Here is a 21,756-nt window from a genome sequence, read left to right on the forward strand (position 1 = left end):
GAAAATAGTATAATTTAAGAACCCACAATGAAGATAATTACTGATAAAGATATGGTAGTGATGAGATCAGTTGTAGGTTTTGGTGAAAAAAAGTTATCAAACTTGGACATACTAATACTATTCCTCTACAAAGGCTTATAAACGGTATGAAAACAAAACAGTTGTTCAAGTGTAAGAATTTTGAGCCTAACTTTATTTTGTAAATAGTGAGATGATACATGCGGTACAACTTGAATCTTCGTAAAGAAGTATTTCTACATGTATATTACACTGAAAAAAAGTGCAATAGCTTGGGAAGATGTGAAGATAGACGAGTTTCCAACAAAAGTAAATAAAAAAATAAATATGAAATGATTAGTTACTTGGTGCGGATTATGTTGGTCAAGATAACAAAATGTATTCAGTTATTCCTGTTGGATGGGGTGAAAAAAATAATCTTTGGGCTGAAGAGAAAAACGTAGGCGTGCAATCTAATGAGAATAATCCAAATAATTACAAGCCTCAAATAAACGAAGGCAAGAATATTGAAACGAATGATAAGCCCGCATCTAGTACAGCAGGTATAAAGGCAGATAATAAGCCCGAAGAAGCTACTACCAATTGTAAACCTAATAATAAAGAAGTTGAACAATATCATAATAAGGAACAGCAACATAAGGAAGTAGAAGGATTTAAGCCGAGCGATGCAGACATGGAGCGTATTAAACGACAAGAAGACCGGTGGAATACACCATCAGGTGGTGTTGGTGCTACATGGCAAGAAGAAATGAAAAAACAGAAATAAAATAACATACCTATTATACGGATTAAGTGAATTTAAAGTGGAAAATTTATAGTCTTTATTATATTTCATTATATTCATTCTATAAAATTCAAAAAGATTTCCCAGCACCCTGTCTATTAAAAAACATTAATATTGTTTTTGATATTGTCTTATAAGAAGGAATTCATTTAAGATATTAATTGAAAATATTGATTGGGAGGATGTTAGAAATGGAATTAAATAATGTGGATGGAATTAGTATAGAAAAAAGTACAAGTATTAACATGGAAGAAATGGAGTTATTGTTACTAGCTGATCCCTCAACAGAAGTAGTTAATGGATATCTTAAAAAGGGAGATTGTTTTGTTTTAAAAAAAGGTGCTGTTACTGTAGGTATTATGATTTTAATTCCTACCCGAACAGAAACGATTGAGATTATAAATATAGCAGTTTCCGAAAAAGAGCAAGGAAAAGGATATGGGAAATATTTACTTGGGTTTGCTATAGACTATGCTAAAAAAGAAGAATATAAAACTATAGAAATAGGCACAGGAAATTCTAGTTTAATGCAACTAGGCCTTTATCAAAAATGTGGTTTTAGAATAACCAGTGTGGATAAGGACTTTTTCTTACGAAATTATAATGAAGAAATATATGAAAATGGTATTCAATGTATGGATATGATTAGGTTAACGCAAAATTTATAAAAATTATTTGTACATAAAAATCGCAACCCCCATTAAATGTAGAGGGTTGCAATTTTTTTGATGTAAAGCGTCATTATGATTTTTGGGTAGCATTAAGGAGTTTATGTATTTGAGAATTATTACAAAATCAACAAGTGTTAATAAATTCATCTGTTATGTCAACAATTTGAATATATTTCAAATTGTTTTTTATAATTCAGATAGATTTTTTTCCATTAATTTTAATGAAAAGTAAAAAATATGAAACTCATCCATTTTAGTTATGGTTAAATGTTCATTTAAATCACTAAAAAATGGGATTTATTGGATAATTATAAGCATAATTTTTTCTTTATTCAAGGATGAAAATCGTACTAAATGTAGATATAACAACTATTATATTGTTTTAATGATATAAAAATATTTGGTTTTTTAAAAAAGAATTTTCTGAATTATAAATATTATTATATATTGAGAAAGTAAAAAAATAGAAAAATATCAATTGAATCCCAAAAAATAACGTGTGAATATTATAGATATAAATTACATCTTGATATTTCGCATGAATTTCTACAAATTTAGATGTTTATTAAATTAGGAGGATTGATAGTGCCAAAAATGTAGTTTGTTGCTAATTCAGTATTTTATATGCATCCATGGGATTTTAGAACGCACAGTTATTATTTGCTAGTAAGCATTTTAATATCAAATCTTTTGGGGAAGTGATAAGTAATGGTCACAGTATTAAATAATGAAACTAAAAGTTTAGTAGTTGAAAAAATTGCAAATAAAAATGCGTGTATTGGATATGTAGGCCTAGGTTATGTTGGACTACCATCGGCTCTTAAATGTTTAGAAGTAGGTTATGCGGTAAGAGGTTTTGATAAAAACTCAGTAAAAATAAGAAAACTAGAACGTGGAATAAGCTATATCAGTGATATTCAAGATACTGAAATCCAAGATGCTTTACATACAAATAGATTTTTTGTTAGTACAGAAATGGATTATATAAACGAATGTGATGTTGTAGTTATATGTGTTCCTACACCATTAGAAAGAACTAGTAAACAACCAGATTTAACATATATTCATTCAGCAGTTGATGAAATAGTTAAATACATTAAAAAAGGTACATTAATTATCTTAGAAAGTACTACTTATCCAGGTACTACAAGAGAAGAAGTTTTATACAAATTAGAACAGAAAACTAATTTTAAAATTGGTGTAGATATATTTGTAGCATACTCTCCAGAGCGAATCGATCCTGCAAATCAATCGTTTTCAATTCAAGATATTATAAAAATCGTAGGTGGAGTTACATCTAATTGTACCGATTGTGCAGCAGCTTTCTATAGTAACTTAATTAAGGATATTCATAAGGTAAGCAGTCCAGAAGTAGCAGAGACAGCTAAGTTATTAGAAAATACGTATCGTTTTATAAATATCGCTTTTATTAATGAAATGACACAAATTTGTAATGAGTTAAACATAAATATTTGGGAAGTAATTGATGCCTCAGGAACTAAGCCATTTGGATTTCAAAAATTCTATCCTGGCCCTGGCGTAGGAGGACACTGTATTCCGATTGATCCTATTTATTTTAAGTGGATTGCAAATAATAAGGATTTAGCAACAAAAATGATTGATGTGGCAAGAGAAATTAATGAAAACATGCCTAAGTACGTTCTTAATAGAGCACTACAGTTACTAGATGATAAAGATGGTAAGGATATTCTTATGGTTGGTGTTGCATATAAAAAGAATGTTAATGATGCTAGGGAATCGCCAGCTTTGGATATTATGAATGATTTAATGATAGAAGACTATAACGTGGATTATTACGATCCGTTTATAGAGGAACTCATTGTGGGCGATAACACATTGAAAAAATCTATAGATTTAAACCTAAGTCAATTAGACAAATACACTTTAATTATTGTTCATACGGATCATGATTGCATTAATTTTAAATTGCTTAACGAGGTAAATTGTTTAATTTTAGACACAAGAAACATATTTAAAGATGAATCAGTATATAAAAAAAATATTATAAGTTTGTAGGTGATTACATGGTAGAGTTTATTCCTTTTTATCGACCGGAAATCAATGATGAAGATATAGATAGGGTAGTTTCTGCCCTTAAATCTGGATGGCTTTCAAAGGGGCCAAAAGTGATAGAGTTTGAAGAGAATTTAAAAGAATATCTGAATACTGAACATGTAGTAAGTTGTAATTCAGGGACTGCCGCATTACATTTAGCATTACTGTCTCTGGGAGTTGGATTAGAAGACGAAGTAATAGTTCCAAGTTTTACTTTTTGTTCAAGTGTAAACGTTATTATGCATGTAGGTGCAAAACCTGTATTTGTAGATATAGATGAAGAGAATTTATGTCTTGATCTTCAAGATGTTAAAAGAAAAATCACTAAAAAAACGAAAGCAATTATTGCAGTTCACTTTGCTGGATATCCGGCTAAATTAAAAGAACTTCAAAAACTATGTAAAGAATACGGACTGTTTTTGATAGAGGATGCAGCGCATGCATTAGGAACAAAATATGATAATACTTTAATTGGTACACATGGAGATGTTATTTGTTTCAGTTTTTATGCCACAAAAAATATAACAACAGGTGAAGGTGGAGCGTTAGTCACTAAAAATGAATCGATTGCTGAAAAAGCTAGATTATATGGTTGGCATGGTATCACCAAAAATGCATGGAATCGTTATGGTGAAGAAGGAAGCTGGCGTTATGATGTTCTATTACCTGGGTTTAAATATAACATGATGGATCTACAAGCTAGTTTGGGTATTAGTCAGTTAAAAAGAGCTGATGAAATGATTGAAAAACGCAAGAGAATAGCTGAAAGGTACCAAGAGGAATTAAAAGAGGTTCAAGAGTATATAACGTTACCTAATTATACTAACAATCCAAGTGTAAAACACGCATGGCATTTATTTGTTATAAAAATTAATTCTAATTCTCCTGTTAGTAGAGATCAGATAATTCAAGAAATGAAAAAGAGAAACATTGGGCTAAGTGTTCACTTTATTCCTGTTCACATGCATCCGTATTATGAAGAGAGATTTAACGTATATTTACCTAAAACGGAAGAGATATTTAATCAAATTATTTCATTACCACTGTATAGTGCTCTTACAGACAATGAGGTTGAACATATTATAACGTCTTTAAAAAGTCTATATCAATTAAAAATAGGGAGGTAAATATTTATGAAAATTGGGGTTATTGGTGGCAGCGGATTTATTGGTAAGCATGTTACAAAGGAGTTACTAGCAAGGGGGTATGAAGTAGTTATATTTGATAAATTTAAACCAAGTATTGATGTTCCTTTTAAAGAAATTGATATTTTAGATATTGCAACATTAAGAGAAAATCTTATTGATGTCGATGGGGTAATCCATTTAGCTGCATTAGTGGGTGTTGATAATTGCCGTTTAAATGAAGAAGATGTAGTGAGGGTGAACTTTGAAGGCACGAAAAATATTGTACAGGTTTGTAACGAAAATGGCATAGAAAAATTATTGTTTTCTTCCAGTTCGGAGGTATATGGGGATGGAGTGAGTGTTCCGTTTAAAGAAAATGATATTAAAATTCCAAAATCAGCTTATGGAAAAGCTAAATTAATGTCCGAAGATTATTTGAAAGAATACGCTAGTAATAGTTTAAAAATTAGAGTGGTTCGTTATTTTAATGTATACGGTTCACAACAAAATGATAACTTTGTAATTTCTAAGTTTTTAAAACAAGCTCATAGTGGTGAAGATATTACTATTTATGGAGATGGACAGCAAATTAGATGTTTTAGTTATATAAGTGATATTGTTAACGGAACTATACTAGCCTTTGAATATGAAGGAGAAAACTTTGCAGATTTTAATATTGGCAATAACAAACCTATATCTATGGAAGAACTAGCAATAAAAATTAATGAATTAATGGGCAATAAAAGTAAAATTAAATTTCTTGATTTAGGTGAAGAGGGAGTCCGAAATTCTAGCATTGAAATCTTTAGAAGAATCCCTTCAATAGAGAAAGCTAAATTATTTTTAAACTATCAACCAATTATTTCATTAGATAAAGGACTAGAGATAATAATAGGGGAGAAGTATGGAAACACAGTATCTATATCCTAAGAATCCAAAGAAAATTAAGTATCCCATATATTCTTCTCCTTGGAGTATATCTGATCATGTATTTTTTTTGAAAAGTGTATATAGACCTAATGATTCTAAACTTAAAAAAAGTCTTCAAGCTCTTTATCCGGATGCAGAAATTGTATTAACTAATAGCGGTACATCTGCATTAGTAGTTGGTTTAAAGTACTTAAAAGTGGCAAAGGGAGATGAAGTAATTCTATCAAACTTTAATTGTCCTAATGTAATAGAAGCAATATTAACGGTGGGAGCAAAACCTGTATTAATTGATTTAAACACTAATCATTCAATTTCTCTTAATAAAATAAAAAAACATTGGAATGCTAATACAAAGGCAATTATTCTTACGCACTTGTATGGATGTCATGACGATTTAGAAATTATTGACTGGGCTAGAGAAAATAATATTTATATCATCGATGATGCTGCACAAGCAATGTTTTCTTATCAAAATGGAAAGCCAGTTGGTAGTTTAGGCGACATTGGTATTTTAAGTTTTGGGGGAACTAAACCGATCCCAAGTATTGGGGGAGGAGCGTTACTTCTTAATCGTACAATAAGTGAATTATGTGACATGGGTGAAGAAAAGAAGGAAGAAGTAATTTTAGATTATAAGAATCATTTAAAAACACAATTGGCTATAAAAATAAAAAAGAGTAGAGTACTGAGTTTATTTACTAATTATTGGAGGAAATTAGAGATTCTGCCCTCCTATAATAATAGTAAATTAGATTCTTTACCGGAGAAAACGGAAGTTATAAATCCAAAAAGAATGTCTATAGTACGTTCATTGTTAATTGATAAACACCTACAGAAAACAAAGAAGATTTTAGAAATAAATATATGCAACGCTAGTCTGTGTTATACAATGCTGCAGGTAATTGAAGAAAAGTATGGCGTTAAGATTATATTTTCAGCTCAGAATGTTTATTTAAACTATTTTACCATTATATTCAAAGAATCATCTGATAGATATGAGTGTTCTGTACATTTAGCGGAAAAAGGTATACAAACTTGTTGGAATTACTTACCCCTGAGTGAGATCCCTATTTTTTCGAAGTACGCAACTGAGTCAGAAAATATAGATTATTTATGGCCAAGGGTATTATCAATACCTTTTAAATATCCTTTAGTGAATAAGGACCTTAAGTATATATGTAGTCAAATTCTGAAATATTTAGAGAATAAGAATTAAAAGGTGATTATATGGAAATCGAAATATGTACTGACGCCCAATATTGGGATGCCTGTATGGAAGAATACAATGGTTCTGTATTTCATAGTTACGAATGGGGAAAGTTAATGGAATTATTACCTGGTGTTCAATTTTTCCCAGTACTAATAGAAACACGAGATACAGTAGTTTTAACTCCTATGTATGTACAGGATGGTAGGCTTTTGGGAAGTTTAATTGGTTATGGAGGTCCAATAATAATTGGCCAAGATAAAATAGATTTTTCAGTTTATGAATCCATAATAAATAAGAAGTTTGAAAATAAAATTCAAAAGCTTTTATTACCTATAACGATAAATCCTTTTCAAAGTTATAGTAAAGAAAAGTGGGATTATAAAGAAACTTATATGCTAGATCTACCAAATAGGTTTGAGGATTTATGGACATCGTGTTCTGGAAAAGCTAGGACAAGTGTTAGGTATGCACGTAAACAGAATGTTGAAGTTCGTCCTATAACTGTAGCGGAATTAGATGAGTTTTACCAATTATATCAAGAACATAATACAAGTATAGGAGCGAGTTATTCATTTAGTAGAGAGTTTTTTTATCATTTAGTTCTTAATTTGCAAGAAAAAATCCTTTTCTTAGGGGCATTCTTAGAAGAAGAATTAATTAGTTCCAGCATTTTTATAATGGATAAAAAGGTTTTATATTATTGGATTAACATTAACAATACCGAAGGGAAAAATTCACAATCTTCATATTTACTACTAAATGATGCGTTTGAATTAGCAATTCATAATAAATTAAAGTATGCGGATTTAGGATATTCACATAATAAAGGGATTGCTAGACCTAAGATATACTGGGGGGCAGCTTTGAAAAAATGTTTTTGTTTAAAAGAAAGGATTTAAACTATGATTATTAGTGGCCACCAACCAAGTTATTTACCTTGGTATGGTTTTTTTGAAAAAATTCATAAATCAGATGTGTTTGTATTTCATGATATAGCACAATTTGAAAAAAAAGGTTTTTTAAATAGGAATCGTATTAAAACTTCACAAGGAGCGTCTTGGTTAACTGTTCCAATACAAATGAAGAATTATAAAGAAATTCCATTTAATAAGTTAAAGATAGACAATACTCAAGATTGGGAACGGAAGCATTGGAAAGCAATAAGAATTAATTATTCTAATGCACCTTACTTTAATGTATATAAGGATTATTTAGAAAATTTTTATTCGGAAGATTGGATTAATTTAAATGATATGAACATGAATTTTATTCATTTTATTATCCGTGAATTAAACATTGATACGGAACTATATTATGTATCAGATTTAGAGGGGATTACAGGTAAGAAAAGTGATTTTGTATTAGAGTTGTGTCAGAAATTTAATGCCAGTACTTATTATTCTGGAAGTTTAGGGCAAGATTATTTAGACGAAAATGATTTTGAGAATGAAAATATAGAAATTATCTACCAAAGAATAAGGGATTATTCCTACAAGCAATTATTTGGGGAATTTATACCACATTTATCTATTTTAGATATTTTACTAAATTGTGGACCAAAGGAAACAGAAAAATTAATTAAAGGAGTCTAAAATTTTATGAATGTACTTGTATTTGCCGCTCATCCGGATGATGAAATAATTGGTGTTGGTGGAACAATAGCGAAACATGTGAAACAAGGTGATGATGTACATGTTGTAATACTTGCAGAGGGAAAATCTTCTAGAGCTAAAGAATATAAAGAGCTAGATTTAGAGGTTAAGAACTTATCTTATAAAGAAACAGAGGGGGCATGTACTACACTTGGTGTAAAAAGTTTTGCAAGACTAGATTTCCCTGATAATCGTCTTGATACATTACCCTTACTTGATGTAGTGAAAGAGATTGAAAATCACATTAAAAAAATAAATCCTACAATTATTTATACTCAATATGGTGGAGATATAAATATTGATCATACTGTTGTTTACAGAGCAGTAATGACAGCGACACGCCCTCTGCCAGATACTAATATCAAATGGGTATTTGCATATGAAACTTTATCTTCTACAGAGTGGAATTATAATGAAAAAGATAAGTTTCTTCCTAATTATTTTGTGAATATTGAAGATCATTTGGAGGAGAAATTAAGTGCGATGAGACATTATGAATCTGAGTTAAGGGAATTTCCTCATCCACGCTCTATAGAAGCAATGAGACATAACGCATTTGTATGGGGTGCCAAATCTGGATACCAAGCGGCTGAGGCATTTATGTTAGTAAGGGGGACATGGTAGGTGAAGAGAATATGTTAATACCACAGGTCCCGTTCTTTGGTTTAGATAGTAAACAGATTGACTTAAAATGGGTTGAAAAAGGCTATGGATTAGAAGCAAATATTTTTGATGGGACATCTTTATTTGATAACTCATATACAAAAAGGTTTTCTGAGGTCCTGTCTTTTGTTCAAACCCTTAATCCATCCTTGTTAACGCTGCATTTTCCTACTGATAATGCAGACTATCTCAATGATGAATTTATTAAAAAGCAACTATATGAATTTATTAACCTTGCTATAAAGTATAATGCATCAGGTATAACAGTGCATGCTAATCAATTCATGAATGTCGCGGAATTTCAAAACTATAATCTTCTAGATAATAGAAAAAGGATTATAGAGTTCTTTAATATGCTAGATGAGGAAATAAAAGGGACTGATATATGGATTGGCGTTGAAAACCTACCCATTATTGGAAACTTGGGCGATGATTTTGATCCTATATTTATATATCCCGAAGATTTTACTGATTTGGTTAATCTGGAGTTATCTAACGTTGGAATAACATGGGATATATGTCATTGGACTATAACCTATCTTACACGTTTAGGTATTTCTAAATTATTAAGGCAAGAAGAAATTGAATATAAGGATTTTCATAAGTATTTAAGCTTAATGGATTATATTAAACATTTTCATTTTAGTTCTTTTAAGCATTTAACGATTCCTTATAGTGAGATACGTTGCTATGAGGGAGAGAATCCGGCTAATGGATCTATTGATGAAAGTTTATTACATGAAACTTTATTAAAAGTGAAGAACAATACTTTGGATAAAAACATAGGAATTGTATTTGAGGTTCAGGAAACTGATTATACGAATAGAAAGAGGTCATGGGAGACTCTTAATTGGTTTCATAAAAATATTACTGGTATGCAAACAAAAATGAATTATTTGGAGATATAAAAGGCACTATCGGTTTATTTATTTTTACATGTAACTTGAGTTAGAGATTATTTTAATGAACCTTTTCTTCTAAGTAAGTGTGTTAGGAGGGAAGGTTTTACTATTAATCTTTTTTAATCATAGGGAGGACAAATGAAAAAACTAACTCTTATAAAGAAGCTTATTGTAACTTTTGGGATTTTGTTGCTTTTCCTTTTTAGTAATTTATCTGAGGATGTAATACTAGTACATGCTATGACTAAGAACGACCAAAGTTCTCTCATGTCAGATAAGGTTCGTGCTAGTCGAGCTATTGAACATACACGTTTTCTGTCTGAGAAAATTGGTCCACGTCCAAGTGGGACTAAGGAAGAACATAAAGCAGCTACATACATTGGAGATACATTAAAAAAATTAGGGTATGAAGTTGAGTATCAGGCCTTTCCTGTATCAGATCAATATATTGGGAGTATCTCTTTTAGTGTGTATGGAGAAAAAGAATGGCAAGTTGGAGCAGCATCTAATGCATCTATACCTAAAGATCCTGTCGTAGGGCCGGTAGTTTCTATAGGAAAAGAGAACGATATTAAAAATTCACCTGAGCCAATTCATGGGAAAATAGTATTACTGGAACAAGCTGATACGTATGAGAAATATAATGAACAAGTTGAGTATGCAGTAGAAAAGGGAGCAAAAGCTGTATTGTTATATAGTACGATTGGGGATAGAGGCAACTATGGAGAAGCCTTTAACCCAGTTCTAAAAAAGAAACAATCAATACCTGTATTTGGGCTTGCTTATAATCAGGGAATTAGAATGAAAGATAAAATAGTGCATAATAAAAATATAGTTAGTTTAAAGGCAAAACATGAAATGAATTTGAGTTCATTAAATGTTATTGCGAAAAAAAAGCCCAAATACAAGACAGATAATGAGGATGTAGCAATAATGAGTGCTCATTATGATAGTGTTATCGGAGCACCTGGAGCAAATGACAATGCTTCTGGCGTAGGACTTTTATTAGAGTTAGCATACAATTTTAAAGATATAGAGATTAATAAAGAAATTCAATTCATAGCGTTTGGAGCAGAAGAAAATGAATCCTTAGGTGCTTACCATTATGTTAATCAGTTATCTACAACAGATAAGAAACATATTCTAGGGGTTTTTAATGCAGATATGATAGCGACAAGTTACCAACAGGCTAAGGACTTATATGCAATGACACTAGATGGCTCTCAAAATGAAGTAACAAATACTGCAGTAGCTACTAGTAAAGCATTAGGGAAATCGGTTGTATTAACTGGAAAGTTTGATTCTAGTGATCATGTACCATTTTACGAAGCTGGAATTTCCTCAGCACTATTTATTTGGATGGATGTAGAGAGTTGGAATCCCCTAATTTATCATGTTGAAAAGGTATTCCATACACCTCAAGACACCGTTTTAGAAAATATTTCTCCTCAACGTATGCAGGAGGCACTAGAAATTATAGGGACAAGTTTATATTATTTTATCAAAAGATAGGTTTTTTCGGGGGGGGGGGGGGGGCAGCATAGCCGACTAAATTTAGATTTTAATAATAATATAGTAAAACTTTTGTTGGGATAAAAATATACTTTGAGCATAGGCGAGGTAACTATATGAGGAGTACATGGAAAGAATTAAAGGGGATGGATCTTAATGTCTGGATCCGCTTTATCGGAGAAGCCTTAAATGGTATTGCAATGATGATGTTAATTCCATTTTTTGCATTATATTTGAAGGATAAAGTGGATTCTCTACTTGAGGTAGGTATAGTTATAGCTTTATCCCCAATTGCGGCGAGTTTTGGTTCATTAATTGGAGGGCATATAGCGGATACTTATGGACGGAAACCAACTATGGTACTCTCTATGGCCAGTAATGGGCTACTAATGCTTGTTTTTTTGTTTATTGATAGTTTTATAGGGTATGCCATTTTATCTATTGGTTTAGGGCTATGTAATTCTTTCTTTGAACCAGCGGCATCTGCAATGGTTACCGATGTAACAGAACCTGAAAAAAGAACTGAGGCATATGGATTACTTAGAATGGCTCATAATATAGGAGCTGCGATAGGCCCTATAATTGGTGCAGCAGTTGTGGTTGTATCAAAAGATGTCATATTTTTGATTACTTCTGGAACTATGCTGTTTTATACAATATTAATGTTATTGTTTCTAAAGGAAACAAAGCCTAAAAATATAATGATACATGAGGAAACACATAAACAGTCAATAAGATTTACGTTAAGAGTTGTTATAAGAGATAGAATATTTCTATTCTATATAGTGACGGGAATCATTATATTTATGGGATTCTCACAATCGGAAGGTATGTTACCACTTCATTTTAGTAATGAGAATACAATGATTTTTGGAAATAGTAATCCATTTCCATATTTAATGACTTTAAATGGCTTATTGGTTGTATGTTTCCAATTTCCTATTTCAAAGTGGTTAACTCACAAACCAATTGGTAAATCAATGCTATATGGTGCTATTCTTTTTGGCGTTGGCCTTTTAGCAATAGGATGGTTACCAAAGTGGTTTCAAGTAATAGACGCAAATGATTTAATTATTCTAGGCTCATTATTAATAGCTTATACAGTTTATACAGTAGGGGAAATGATTATGTCACCTGTCCAAATGACATTCGTCGCTAATATAGCTCCAGAACATTTGAGGGGGACTTATATGGGGGCGGCTAATCTGCAATGGATTACAGGTAATGTATTTGGACCTCTTCTAGGCGGTGTATTACTGGATCAGCTTTTAGGACATATGTTATTTACAATCTTAGGTGTGGGTTGTATTATTTCTGGATTTGTTTACTTACTATTAGATAGACTTATTGAGAATAGAAGTAAACAAATACCTATAAAACAAACATCTTAATTTTAATATTGTTAATGAGTTGAAAATTAAATTTTATGTTTTAAGGATTAAATAAAGTGCACGTTTATTAAGAGTAAACGTGCACTTTATTTATTAGTGTTTAAACTTAATTTATATATAGTGAGTTTTTTAGGTGACGACTTAAGTGTATAAAAGTAATTTGCTACTTTATTTAATTAATTTCAACTAGACTTCTTGTCTTATCAATATGATTAAGTAACATACGATACTCTTCTTCGTACATAGTTACACGTTGTAGAAGGGAATGATTTTCTGTCTCTAAAGTTTTTATTTGACTTTGTAAGTTTGTAAATTCATATGTTTTTTTATAATTTTGTAGAAAGAGAATAATATCATCTAATGTCATAGATAAAGAGTATGTTTCTTTTTTTGTTGAGAGGGAGAAATATTGTTTCCCACTTCTCGATTTTGTTTTGCTTGTTGTATTTCCTCTTGGTATTGTTTTCTCACGTATGAATTCCAGCGAAATCCACAAGCTGCAGGTGTCCGATTTAGTAGCTTTGCTACTTCCTTGAATGCAGTTAACTGTGTTCCACCGTTACGAATCTTCTGGAGTACTGTGGATGCGAGAAGTAAATCGTTATCGTTCGTCCAGGAATCTTGTCTTGAGAGTACCACGTTTTAACCTCCTTTATATGTTTTATAACATTAATCAAATTAAACGTTCTCTTTTCCTTTTGTAAATTTGATATCAATCTCTCATTTTAATCTACTTAGAATAAATCCGTTAATACGTAGATTGCTGATGATGCGTTAGGTGGATTTACTTATATCACCCACCAATTTATTAGTGAAAAATTAATTTCGTTGTACATAATATTATAGGATCTTCTGACAAGAGACAATTACGCTGATATAGCCACTAATAGGAAATAAGAGTACTTTATCTGTTTGTATTTTGGGTTCTGGATAACGATTGTAATATGAGTTTTTAATAGACATTTAGTAGATATTTGTTAATTTAACATCTCTAAATGGAGGCATGTAACTTGAATATAATAGATTAAAAGAGGATATATACTATTGGGGTTAAAAAGAAAACGAAATAGAGAGGATATTTTAGGTTAGGAAAATTTGAATGGAATTGTCATTAAAGATAGGACCTTTCAAAAAGGGAGGATAATTGACAACTGTAGGTACTATGATTAGGAATTTAATTCTAATCATTTTATGTTGAGAAATAAAAAAATATTTTGTAAAAGGCGAGATGGGATGGGAATTCATATGAATTTTACAAGAAGAGAAGGTAAAAGTAGAATTTTATTGAGAATAACTTGTGCTAGATTAACTTAAAAAACCTTATAATATAATTATATTATAAGGTTTTATTTTAACTATAATAATATTTATTGTGATTTTTTATCGAAGAATAAATTTAAATCTGTTTTGTCTGTGTCGTCTGCTAAAGCATTTTGTATAATATCATTTAATAATTGCATTTTTTCTTTTTCAAAGAATGGGACACTAATATAATAAGGTGTTCCTGCTTTTTCAATTCTTAATATTGTCTGGATACCGCTACCCGCAATTCCAATACCTAATAGTAGTAAAATTAATCCACCAATAAAACTATCACTTAAAGTACCTAATCCAAATAAGAAAATTAGTATTCCTAAAATCATTGGTTTAAAGAAATACTTGGTAGATAACATTGCTCCAGAAATATTTTTTAGAGGAATGTTTTGTTGGTCTTTACCAGCAGGAACAAAACCAAATAATGTGTTTGATAAGTTGGTTTTTACAAACCTATTATCAACGTCTACTCTGCCTTTTATCCAAAAGAATAATAGGCTGGTTGAAAATTCAAGTCCTTTCATCTTTTCATCTCCTGTTATAAATTACTAATAATAAAATCTGTATATCGTTATATTAACATTAATTATGAAATATGTGTATAATTTTTTGTGATTTTATATAAAATTATAATATACAGAATAACAAGAGTGAAAAAGTGTTAAGGGCAATACGATTATAGGGAGACTATTAACTAGTACAGGTTTTGCTGAAGTAAAAGCGAAACGAATTCTGTTTGATGAGGTGCCAATGGATTATTGGTCATTTATGCAATATATAATTTATCTAATGAGGGAAATGTTATTGTAGGATACGGAGATGGTATATTTGGTTTGGGAGATAATGTACCTGTGAACAAGTAGATGCACTACTTTATCGAGCGCATTTGAAGGGGTATGTGAAAGATGATCAGATACTACATATTCAAGGGAAGTCGTCATTTGCTAATCTTTATCATGATATTAATGAAAACTCAACAATGTTTTTAAAAGAAATTTTGACGGTGACAGAGTTAGGGATTTTTAAAGGAGACAAAAAAGGAAATCTTAGGACAAAAGGTACGTTTACACGCGCGGAGATGGAACAAATAATTAAAAATGCTTTTCCCTACAGTGTGAAAGCTCCGCATTAATTTAAAGGTATACCTGCTAACTTTTGGGTAGAAGAAGAAATTAGTGTAGTTTACTCTAATTATATTTTAGCAGGAGTAGAGATAGGGGAATTTGCTCCATTTATGACAGCAACTCGTGAACAGTATGCTCAATTTTTATATAATGCTCTTTGAAATGATCTTTTATGGAATCTTAAAGATCTATTTGAATAATGAGAAGAGCTTATTCTAAAAGGTAAATCAGTTATTAAACAAAGGCTATGGGGTTTTCTTACTGTAACCATTTCTTATTTATCACTAGACAGCTTGATTAATAAGAGAAAAAAGTTGGTGAGATAAAGGGCATCATTCTAATTAGAATGATGCCCTTCTTAATTTTAAATATAATTTAATGAAATACTTTTTCAATTGTGGGCATAACAGCTATTGGTGGTAGGGATTTAGTCCATGCAGCTGCATATACATTTAATTTCTCACCTAATGTGTAGTTTTCACTATCTGAAACAGGAACTCTTAAAATCTTATTTTGAGAAACTAGATTCCACCAATCATGTTGATAAGCAAGAGCTTCATCTTTTGTGGACGTAGCTGCAACTACTAAATAATTGTTCTCTACTGAAATGACATATCCAGTAAAAGGTTCTTGTTCTTGGTTCTGAATAGAATGAACAGGAATATTGTTGGCGGAAATCTTGTTAAAATCTGCAAAGGCCGGTGTTAATCCGAATGTAAATCCACATCCTAGTGTTAAAGCTGTTACCGTTGTTACGAATGTTTGTTTTTTGTTAAACATGATATATCCCCCTTATATTTTATCCTTACACTATCCACTTTCAATTTACATACATATAAAGCCTTTTAATATTAAGATATTTAACAATTCCGTCACAATTATTCCATAAATGTTAATATTATCTATTAATGGAATTGGGTTTATGTTATAATTCACTAGGTGAACTATTATTGTTCATTTCATCTCTTGATGAATGTATGCCCTTCCTTAAGTGTAAAGATGTTCGATTTTATTGGTGAAGAGAGGATATATCCCTCTTCTTTTTTTATTAATATGGGACTTTAGGGAATGAACAGAAAAAGAACCCTATGGGGTTCTTTTTCTAGGCATATTAACAGTAAGGAGAGTAATGAAATGCTATTTTCAAATCTTTACAAGGAGAAAAATTTGAAAAAGCTTATCATGTTATTATTTTTACATATATGTAATATAAAGTGAATTGATAATATTTAGACTTACTATTAGTAATATTTAATTAAGATAGTTAGTACTACATTAATAGTGTTAACTATCTTGATTGGTATGGAATGTGATAGAAAGCATAAGTTTGTCGCAAATTTATACTTTCATAATTTGAAGAATATTCTTTATATTGATTTTAAAGAAAATACAAAATTTTTACTAGATGTGAGAAAAAAGAATTGAAAATATCCTTTAAAATAAGATATATTTGGTTCAAAAAATTAGAGGGCACCAATTCATTAAAGCAGTAAAAACGTTTTAATGAATTAGTGTCCTTTTTGTTTTAAAAAGAGAATATATTTTCTCAACAGGACAAATGGTAATCAGCTATAAGTATTAGTTATAAGAATAAAAGGAAAATAGAAATTAATAATAAAGGAGAATGCGAAATGATAACATTAATATCTGAAAAAAATCTAGCTGAAATCCACGAAGACGATGTAGATGTATTAAAAGTAATGGCACATCCTGTTCGATTACAAATTGTAAATGAATTAATGCACCATAAAATGTGTAATGTTACACAGTTAACGGAAATATTAAGAATCCCCCAATCTACTGTTTCACAACATCTATCAAAATTAAGGGGAACCGTACTCCGTTCAGAAAGAAGAGGGTTAGAGATGCATTATTATATAGATAATGCTAAGGCACGTCAGATTGTTGAAATTTTAGGTTTGTAGATTAATAATACATAAAAGGTTTTCTGTTACAAGGCAGGAAACCTTTTTTATATGTATAACTAATTGTGTGATAATATCATACTGTAGAAACTACCTAACAATAATTTAAATTTAACAGCTTGTTTTATCTTGCCATACACAATTTAACACGATATATAGGTATAAACTTACAAAGAAGGGTTTTAATTGGAAATTAGATATAACAATGGATAATGGTAAGTGTATTAAAGAAATTATAGAATTAATGAAATAAAAAATAATCAATAGTTGTTGTAAAGGCATATATTTATAAGAATGTGGCAGGAATGAAATGAACTTTACAGTTAATTTAACTTGGATGAAAAGAGATTTAATAATTGTTTAATAGAGTTCATTACCTAGTAAATACGGAGTTCCTGGGCTTGAAGGGGAGGATATAAAAAGATAATGTGAATAATCCGAAACAAATATGTTTCGGATTAGAGGTTCGAGATTTTATCCATTTTCATTCAACGGTTTGTAAAAGGTAATAAGTTGAATTTTCTGGATTTTAATAAAGGAAATGTATTAGGTTAATCAATAGATACTCCACCAGAGACAATCAGTTTTGTTGGTGCTGGCGTATCTCCACCATTAAACGAAGAGTGTTGTGATACATTTAAACTAATTATGCTACATGCTAATGCACTTACTACTACCATATTTAATACAATTTTCTTAATCTTTTTCATTATTTTAACGCTCCTTTTCTCAAATATTTCTTATCAGCATTATTACTAATATAGAAATATTTGCTTGCCTTAACATGATTATCTGCCTCATAAAATTGGATTGCTAAAATCCCTGCATATTCTTTTACACAATCCCACATTTCCTCTTTTTCAAAATAAGAAATAGCATCAGTAACTACTTTTTCTAGTTTAATTCTAGGTAGTTCTGTGATTAGTTCATTTAAAACTGCGAAACGATGCTTATATTCCTCATTTCCTGATTCATTTGTATACTTCATTCCTTGCTCGATATATGATTTTGCTGTTTCAATGCCTTCTAAATTATAATATGCTCTTGCTAAGACAAATAATGCTTTAAAATGATTCGGTAGGGTATTTATAATTTCAGAACTCTGTCTGATCGCCAATGGAAATAAATCTTGAATATTATATAACCAGCCCAAATTATGACGTACTCTTAATAATAATTGTTCTTCATTATACTTTTTAAAAACATCAATAACCGTATTGAGACATTCTTCAGCTCTTTCAAACTCTCTTAGATCTATACAAGCTAAACCGTATACATTGTCGCATAAGGCAACATTAATTTCATAGCCTACATGATTCTGGTATACTTTTTTTGCCTTTACTACATGTTGAATTGCTTCAAATGGTTGATAAGATTGATAACAGTAAGTTGAAAATCTATACTCAAACTCGGCTTTTTCTACTGCGTCAGGTATATCAATTAAAAGTTCTTCCGCCTTTTCATAGTGTGTTTTCGCTTCAGTATAATTTGCTAAAATTGTAGAATGAATTGCCTTAAAGAAATGATAATAGTAAGCTAAAAATAAAAAATCATCTTTGATAGTAGAGAGTTTTTCTATTTGATTAAAAGAATCTTTTGTAATACTCATTGCATCTACCAAGACCATATATCTAAAATTCAGTAGGGAATAATAGAATGATACATAGTGATCTGCTTTTAGTCCTTTTAAACTTTCTTTTACTTTTAGGTATGTTTGTTTTGCTTCTTTTACATGATATAAACGAATTTCTTCATACCATTCGTGTAATAATCCCATCAATTGCTCATTACTCTTCTCTTGAACATTCATAATATCCCCCTTTTCTATGTAAAGGCTTATTCTGATAATAACAGGAATTAGATACATTAAATTTAACAATGAGTTTTTTTCATAAATATACAGAATATTCAGAATATGGCAGTTACCCACCCTTTGTAATGCGACAAAATATAGCTAAGATAGTACAAATTTCGCTAAGTGATTTTTTGATGCTTAAATGTTTGCTATTGAATATATCGTATAAGAGGTGTCTTAGTACTATGGTAGAAAAGGAGGTAGCTTACATTGCTATTTTTTTGAGAAAATATTGGACTTATTAAGTTTCAAGGAATTCAATATAAGTATACTCATGTCTACTTATATTGAAAAGTGAGCGTTAGTTTATGATAAGTTTTGGGATTAATTTACTAAGGACAATGACAAATTTAAGAACAAGAAGAAAAGTAATGGATGCTAGAATTCTGCAAGCGTTAGGGTAGAATTTAAATGTTTTTTGAAAAAAAGAATTAGCTGAAGGGGATACAGTTGCTCTTCATGTACATTCTCGTACTAATTCTCAAGATAAGGGAGTTGCTATAGTTGATATATTTCGTATCAAGGATGGAAAGATTGTCGAACACTGGGATGTAATTCAAGAGATTCCAAGTGAAGCAGTTAATGATAATACGATGTTTTAGGTAGAAGGATATATAAATTCAGATTTATAATAAAAACCCCCATTTTGATTAACCTTTTTTCAAAATGGAGTCTTTTTATTTTCCATATAAAATTAACAGTACCCTTGATGTATGAGTCACATCATAGTAAAAACTCTTCTATAGGCAAGAAGAGTTTTTTAGTAAGTCTATAGCATTCTGGGAGAAATTAATGTTTTTATTATTAATAATGAAAAATAATTAGGATAAGAAGGGGAAAATAGCATGAAAATGAAAGTAATGATTTTAACAGGCTCAGTACTTGCAGCAACAAATGTTACGGGCAGATACAACTTTTAAAGATGTTCTTACTGATCATCATTTGGTCATATAAAGCATAAAAGAGAAAAATATCGTAGCAGGTTATAGAAATCGTATATATGGTTTCGGTGATAGTATTATACGTGGTTAAGTTGCTAGATTACTTTATCATTTTAGCCAAGATGGTTTTTAAAACATAATCAGTACGATTAAATGGGAGACATGAGTCATTGCTTATCGATGGTAAAGTAGACGTATATAATTTAAAAGGAAACCCATGCAACAATATAAATAATAATTTGTATGTGAACGTAAAAAATACCAAGATGGCCCTGAAGGGGAGGGGGGCTTGGTGTTTTTTAGCTAATATCACGATTTTTAAGTAATTTTCATATTCTGTTAACCGCACTAATATCAAGTTTTTTAATTCAATCGTTTAAATTTCGCAAGTGTATTCTTTATCTCTTTATCTTCCACATATCAGTGGGTAATCTTTGTATAATCTGATCTTATCTCTAAATCACAACTGTTACCCCAGTACCATCAAGTTAAAGTTTCATTTTATTTTGCTAACTTGATGGTGATGTGACGTAACCTTAATTATTTGGAAATTTTAAAAAAGTCCCCTTAGTCATGTTAAAGGGACCTTGATCACGCAAATGATCTGTAAATCAATTCATTTTTGATAGGCAGATCATTTGTATGATAATTTTTGTAAATAATTGCTGAATAGTGAATTTACATAAATGCTTTTAGAAGTTCTTGAATTAATGGGATTGCTCCACCTATAAATTTTAAAACTGCCATTGCGATTTCCATATTATTCTCTCCTCTTTTTTCGTATTAGGATATGATAAATCTTTATAAATTCATTATAGTAAGCGCTTACAATTATTACAATACATTTTCGTATGCAATATTGCATATTTATACATTAGATCTCTATCATTCATTTTTTAATGGTACTATAGCGAGGTGAGAGTCTTTAAGGGTTCTCCTTAATAGGAGGAAATATGGAAAGAGTGCAAGCGATTTACAGTAATCAAAAATTTAAGAGTTGGGTTAAACAGGTATTAGCTGTAGGAGGAGTAATAGGGTGCTGTTATTTGGTGTTATATGTTTTCTGCTTCTTAGTTATCATGTAAATATTATACAACGAAACTAGTAGAGTCTTACCTAGAGAGGTAAGGCTCTTTTATTGTAGTACCTCGAGATGAGCAAACTACATACAATATCTATCAGGTTTTTCAGATTACTTTGTATGGTTCCTTGTTTAGAACAATAATTCCTATCATTGAAATTAAATAAACTTCTATTTAAAAGTTTGAATTTATATTGAAAACAGAATTCTATTGATAAAAAATATGTTTTTACTAGATACATATTAAAAAGACAAGTATAAATTATATTAGATTTTGGCAAAGTCTTTTTGACTTGGAAAAGGATTTAAATATTACTTGTAGATTTGATTCCTTTTTACATACTATAATCCTTATATTGCTACGTAAACATAATACAGTAATAATGATTTAAAAGCAAGAATTTTAGTAGCGGTACGTTCACACATCCATCAACTTAAGATTTTAAAGTAGCTCTTAAACAAAAAACTTCTTTTTTTAATTGATTCATAGTAAACAAGAAAGGTTGGCAAATTAACAACTAAAGAGATTTCTTCAGGTAAGCTAATAAGTAATCTATCAAAAGGTCCTTTACAAAATTTA

General features: G+C 30.3%; 17 protein-coding genes and 4 pseudogenes. 15 read left to right on the plus strand and 6 right to left on the minus strand.

Annotation, left to right across the window (positions count from 1 at the left end; all coding sequences use genetic code 11):
- Positions 1-358: 358 nt before the first annotated feature.
- From BCG9842_RS11710 to BCG9842_RS11765, 12 genes and pseudogenes are all read left to right on the plus strand, one after another.
- Positions 359-784, plus strand: a pseudogene (locus tag BCG9842_RS11710) (hypothetical protein); the annotation flags it as partial.
- 209 nt (positions 785-993) lie between these two features.
- Complete coding sequence (locus tag BCG9842_RS11715; RefSeq protein WP_000422453.1) at positions 994-1,470, plus strand: GNAT family N-acetyltransferase; 477 nt, start codon at positions 994-996, stop codon at positions 1,468-1,470.
- Positions 1,471-2,181: 711 nt separating this feature from the next.
- Complete coding sequence (locus BCG9842_RS11720; RefSeq protein WP_000259079.1) at positions 2,182-3,510, plus strand: nucleotide sugar dehydrogenase; 1,329 nt, start codon at positions 2,182-2,184, stop codon at positions 3,508-3,510.
- Between the two features lie 8 nt (positions 3,511-3,518).
- A complete protein-coding gene (locus BCG9842_RS11725; protein ID WP_000229111.1) occupies positions 3,519-4,676 on the plus strand; it encodes a DegT/DnrJ/EryC1/StrS family aminotransferase in 1,158 nt (385 codons plus the stop codon).
- Between the two features lie 6 nt (positions 4,677-4,682).
- Positions 4,683-5,606, plus strand: coding sequence for an NAD-dependent epimerase/dehydratase family protein (locus tag BCG9842_RS11730; RefSeq protein WP_000690425.1), 924 nt, complete (start codon positions 4,683-4,685; stop codon positions 5,604-5,606).
- Entirely contained in the window at positions 5,581-6,822 is a 1,242-nt protein-coding gene (locus BCG9842_RS11735; RefSeq protein WP_000449979.1) for an aminotransferase class V-fold PLP-dependent enzyme, read from the plus strand. The genes BCG9842_RS11730 and BCG9842_RS11735 overlap by 26 nt, the downstream gene beginning before the upstream one ends.
- An 11-nt stretch (positions 6,823-6,833) precedes the next feature.
- On the plus strand, positions 6,834-7,715 hold the full coding sequence (locus BCG9842_RS11740) for a GNAT family N-acetyltransferase (RefSeq protein WP_000401946.1): 882 nt from the start codon (positions 6,834-6,836) through the stop codon (positions 7,713-7,715).
- Between the two features lie 3 nt (positions 7,716-7,718).
- The gene (locus tag BCG9842_RS11745) at positions 7,719-8,408 is read left to right on the plus strand and encodes a WbqC family protein (protein ID WP_000587149.1); all 690 of its coding nucleotides are present in this window, start codon (positions 7,719-7,721) and stop codon (positions 8,406-8,408) included.
- Positions 8,409-8,414: 6 nt separating this feature from the next.
- Positions 8,415-9,092, plus strand: a complete 678-nt coding sequence (locus BCG9842_RS11750) for a PIG-L deacetylase family protein (protein ID WP_001101895.1) — start codon at positions 8,415-8,417, stop codon at positions 9,090-9,092.
- A gap of 11 nt (positions 9,093-9,103) precedes the next feature.
- A complete protein-coding gene (locus BCG9842_RS11755; protein WP_015945782.1) occupies positions 9,104-10,039 on the plus strand; it encodes an endonuclease in 936 nt (311 codons plus the stop codon).
- A gap of 132 nt (positions 10,040-10,171) precedes the next feature.
- On the plus strand, positions 10,172-11,545 hold the full coding sequence (locus tag BCG9842_RS11760; RefSeq protein WP_000737100.1) for a M28 family metallopeptidase: 1,374 nt from the start codon (positions 10,172-10,174) through the stop codon (positions 11,543-11,545).
- Positions 11,546-11,661: 116 nt separating this feature from the next.
- Positions 11,662-12,936, plus strand: a complete 1,275-nt coding sequence (locus BCG9842_RS11765) for an MDR family MFS transporter (RefSeq protein ID WP_001258008.1) — start codon at positions 11,662-11,664, stop codon at positions 12,934-12,936.
- Positions 12,937-13,108: 172 nt separating this feature from the next.
- On the opposite strand, the pseudogene BCG9842_RS29660 reads toward BCG9842_RS11765, so the two are convergent.
- A pseudogene (locus BCG9842_RS29660) lies at positions 13,109-13,575 on the minus strand (RsfA family transcriptional regulator).
- A gap of 728 nt (positions 13,576-14,303) precedes the next feature.
- Positions 14,304-14,774, minus strand: a complete 471-nt coding sequence (locus BCG9842_RS11780) for a hypothetical protein (protein WP_000677076.1) — start codon at positions 14,772-14,774, stop codon at positions 14,304-14,306.
- Between the two features lie 374 nt (positions 14,775-15,148).
- Between BCG9842_RS11780 and BCG9842_RS11785 the strand changes: the two genes are divergently transcribed.
- Complete coding sequence (locus BCG9842_RS11785; RefSeq protein ID WP_002162801.1) at positions 15,149-15,382, plus strand: S-layer homology domain-containing protein; 234 nt, start codon at positions 15,149-15,151, stop codon at positions 15,380-15,382.
- Positions 15,383-15,749: 367 nt separating this feature from the next.
- On the opposite strand, the gene BCG9842_RS11790 is transcribed toward BCG9842_RS11785, so the two are convergent.
- Positions 15,750-16,154, minus strand: coding sequence for a DUF3221 domain-containing protein (locus tag BCG9842_RS11790; protein ID WP_000482311.1), 405 nt, complete (start codon positions 16,152-16,154; stop codon positions 15,750-15,752).
- 851 nt (positions 16,155-17,005) lie between these two features.
- Between BCG9842_RS11790 and BCG9842_RS11795 the strand changes: the two genes are divergently transcribed.
- Positions 17,006-17,299, plus strand: a complete 294-nt coding sequence (locus BCG9842_RS11795; protein WP_000631350.1) for an ArsR/SmtB family transcription factor — start codon at positions 17,006-17,008, stop codon at positions 17,297-17,299.
- Between the two features lie 551 nt (positions 17,300-17,850).
- Here BCG9842_RS11795 and BCG9842_RS29665 read toward each other — a convergent pair.
- A complete protein-coding gene (locus BCG9842_RS29665; protein WP_000721348.1) occupies positions 17,851-18,009 on the minus strand; it encodes a Phr family secreted Rap phosphatase inhibitor in 159 nt (52 codons plus the stop codon).
- Entirely contained in the window at positions 18,009-19,109 is a 1,101-nt protein-coding gene (locus BCG9842_RS11800) for a response regulator aspartate phosphatase (RefSeq protein WP_001102552.1), read from the minus strand. Before BCG9842_RS11800 ends, BCG9842_RS29665 begins: the two co-directional genes overlap by 1 nt.
- 467 nt (positions 19,110-19,576) lie before the next feature.
- Between BCG9842_RS11800 and BCG9842_RS29670 the strand changes: the two are divergent.
- Positions 19,577-19,756: pseudogene (locus tag BCG9842_RS29670) on the plus strand (nuclear transport factor 2 family protein); the annotation flags it as partial.
- A 1,017-nt stretch (positions 19,757-20,773) separates the two neighbouring features.
- Here the strand turns inward: BCG9842_RS29670 and BCG9842_RS31305 are convergent.
- Positions 20,774-20,960, minus strand: a pseudogene (locus BCG9842_RS31305) (hypothetical protein).
- Positions 20,961-21,756 lie beyond the last annotated feature (796 nt).

It is taken from the genome of Bacillus cereus G9842, from assembly GCF_000021305.1.
Taxonomy (GTDB): Bacteria; Bacillota; Bacilli; order Bacillales; family Bacillaceae_G; genus Bacillus_A; species Bacillus_A thuringiensis_S.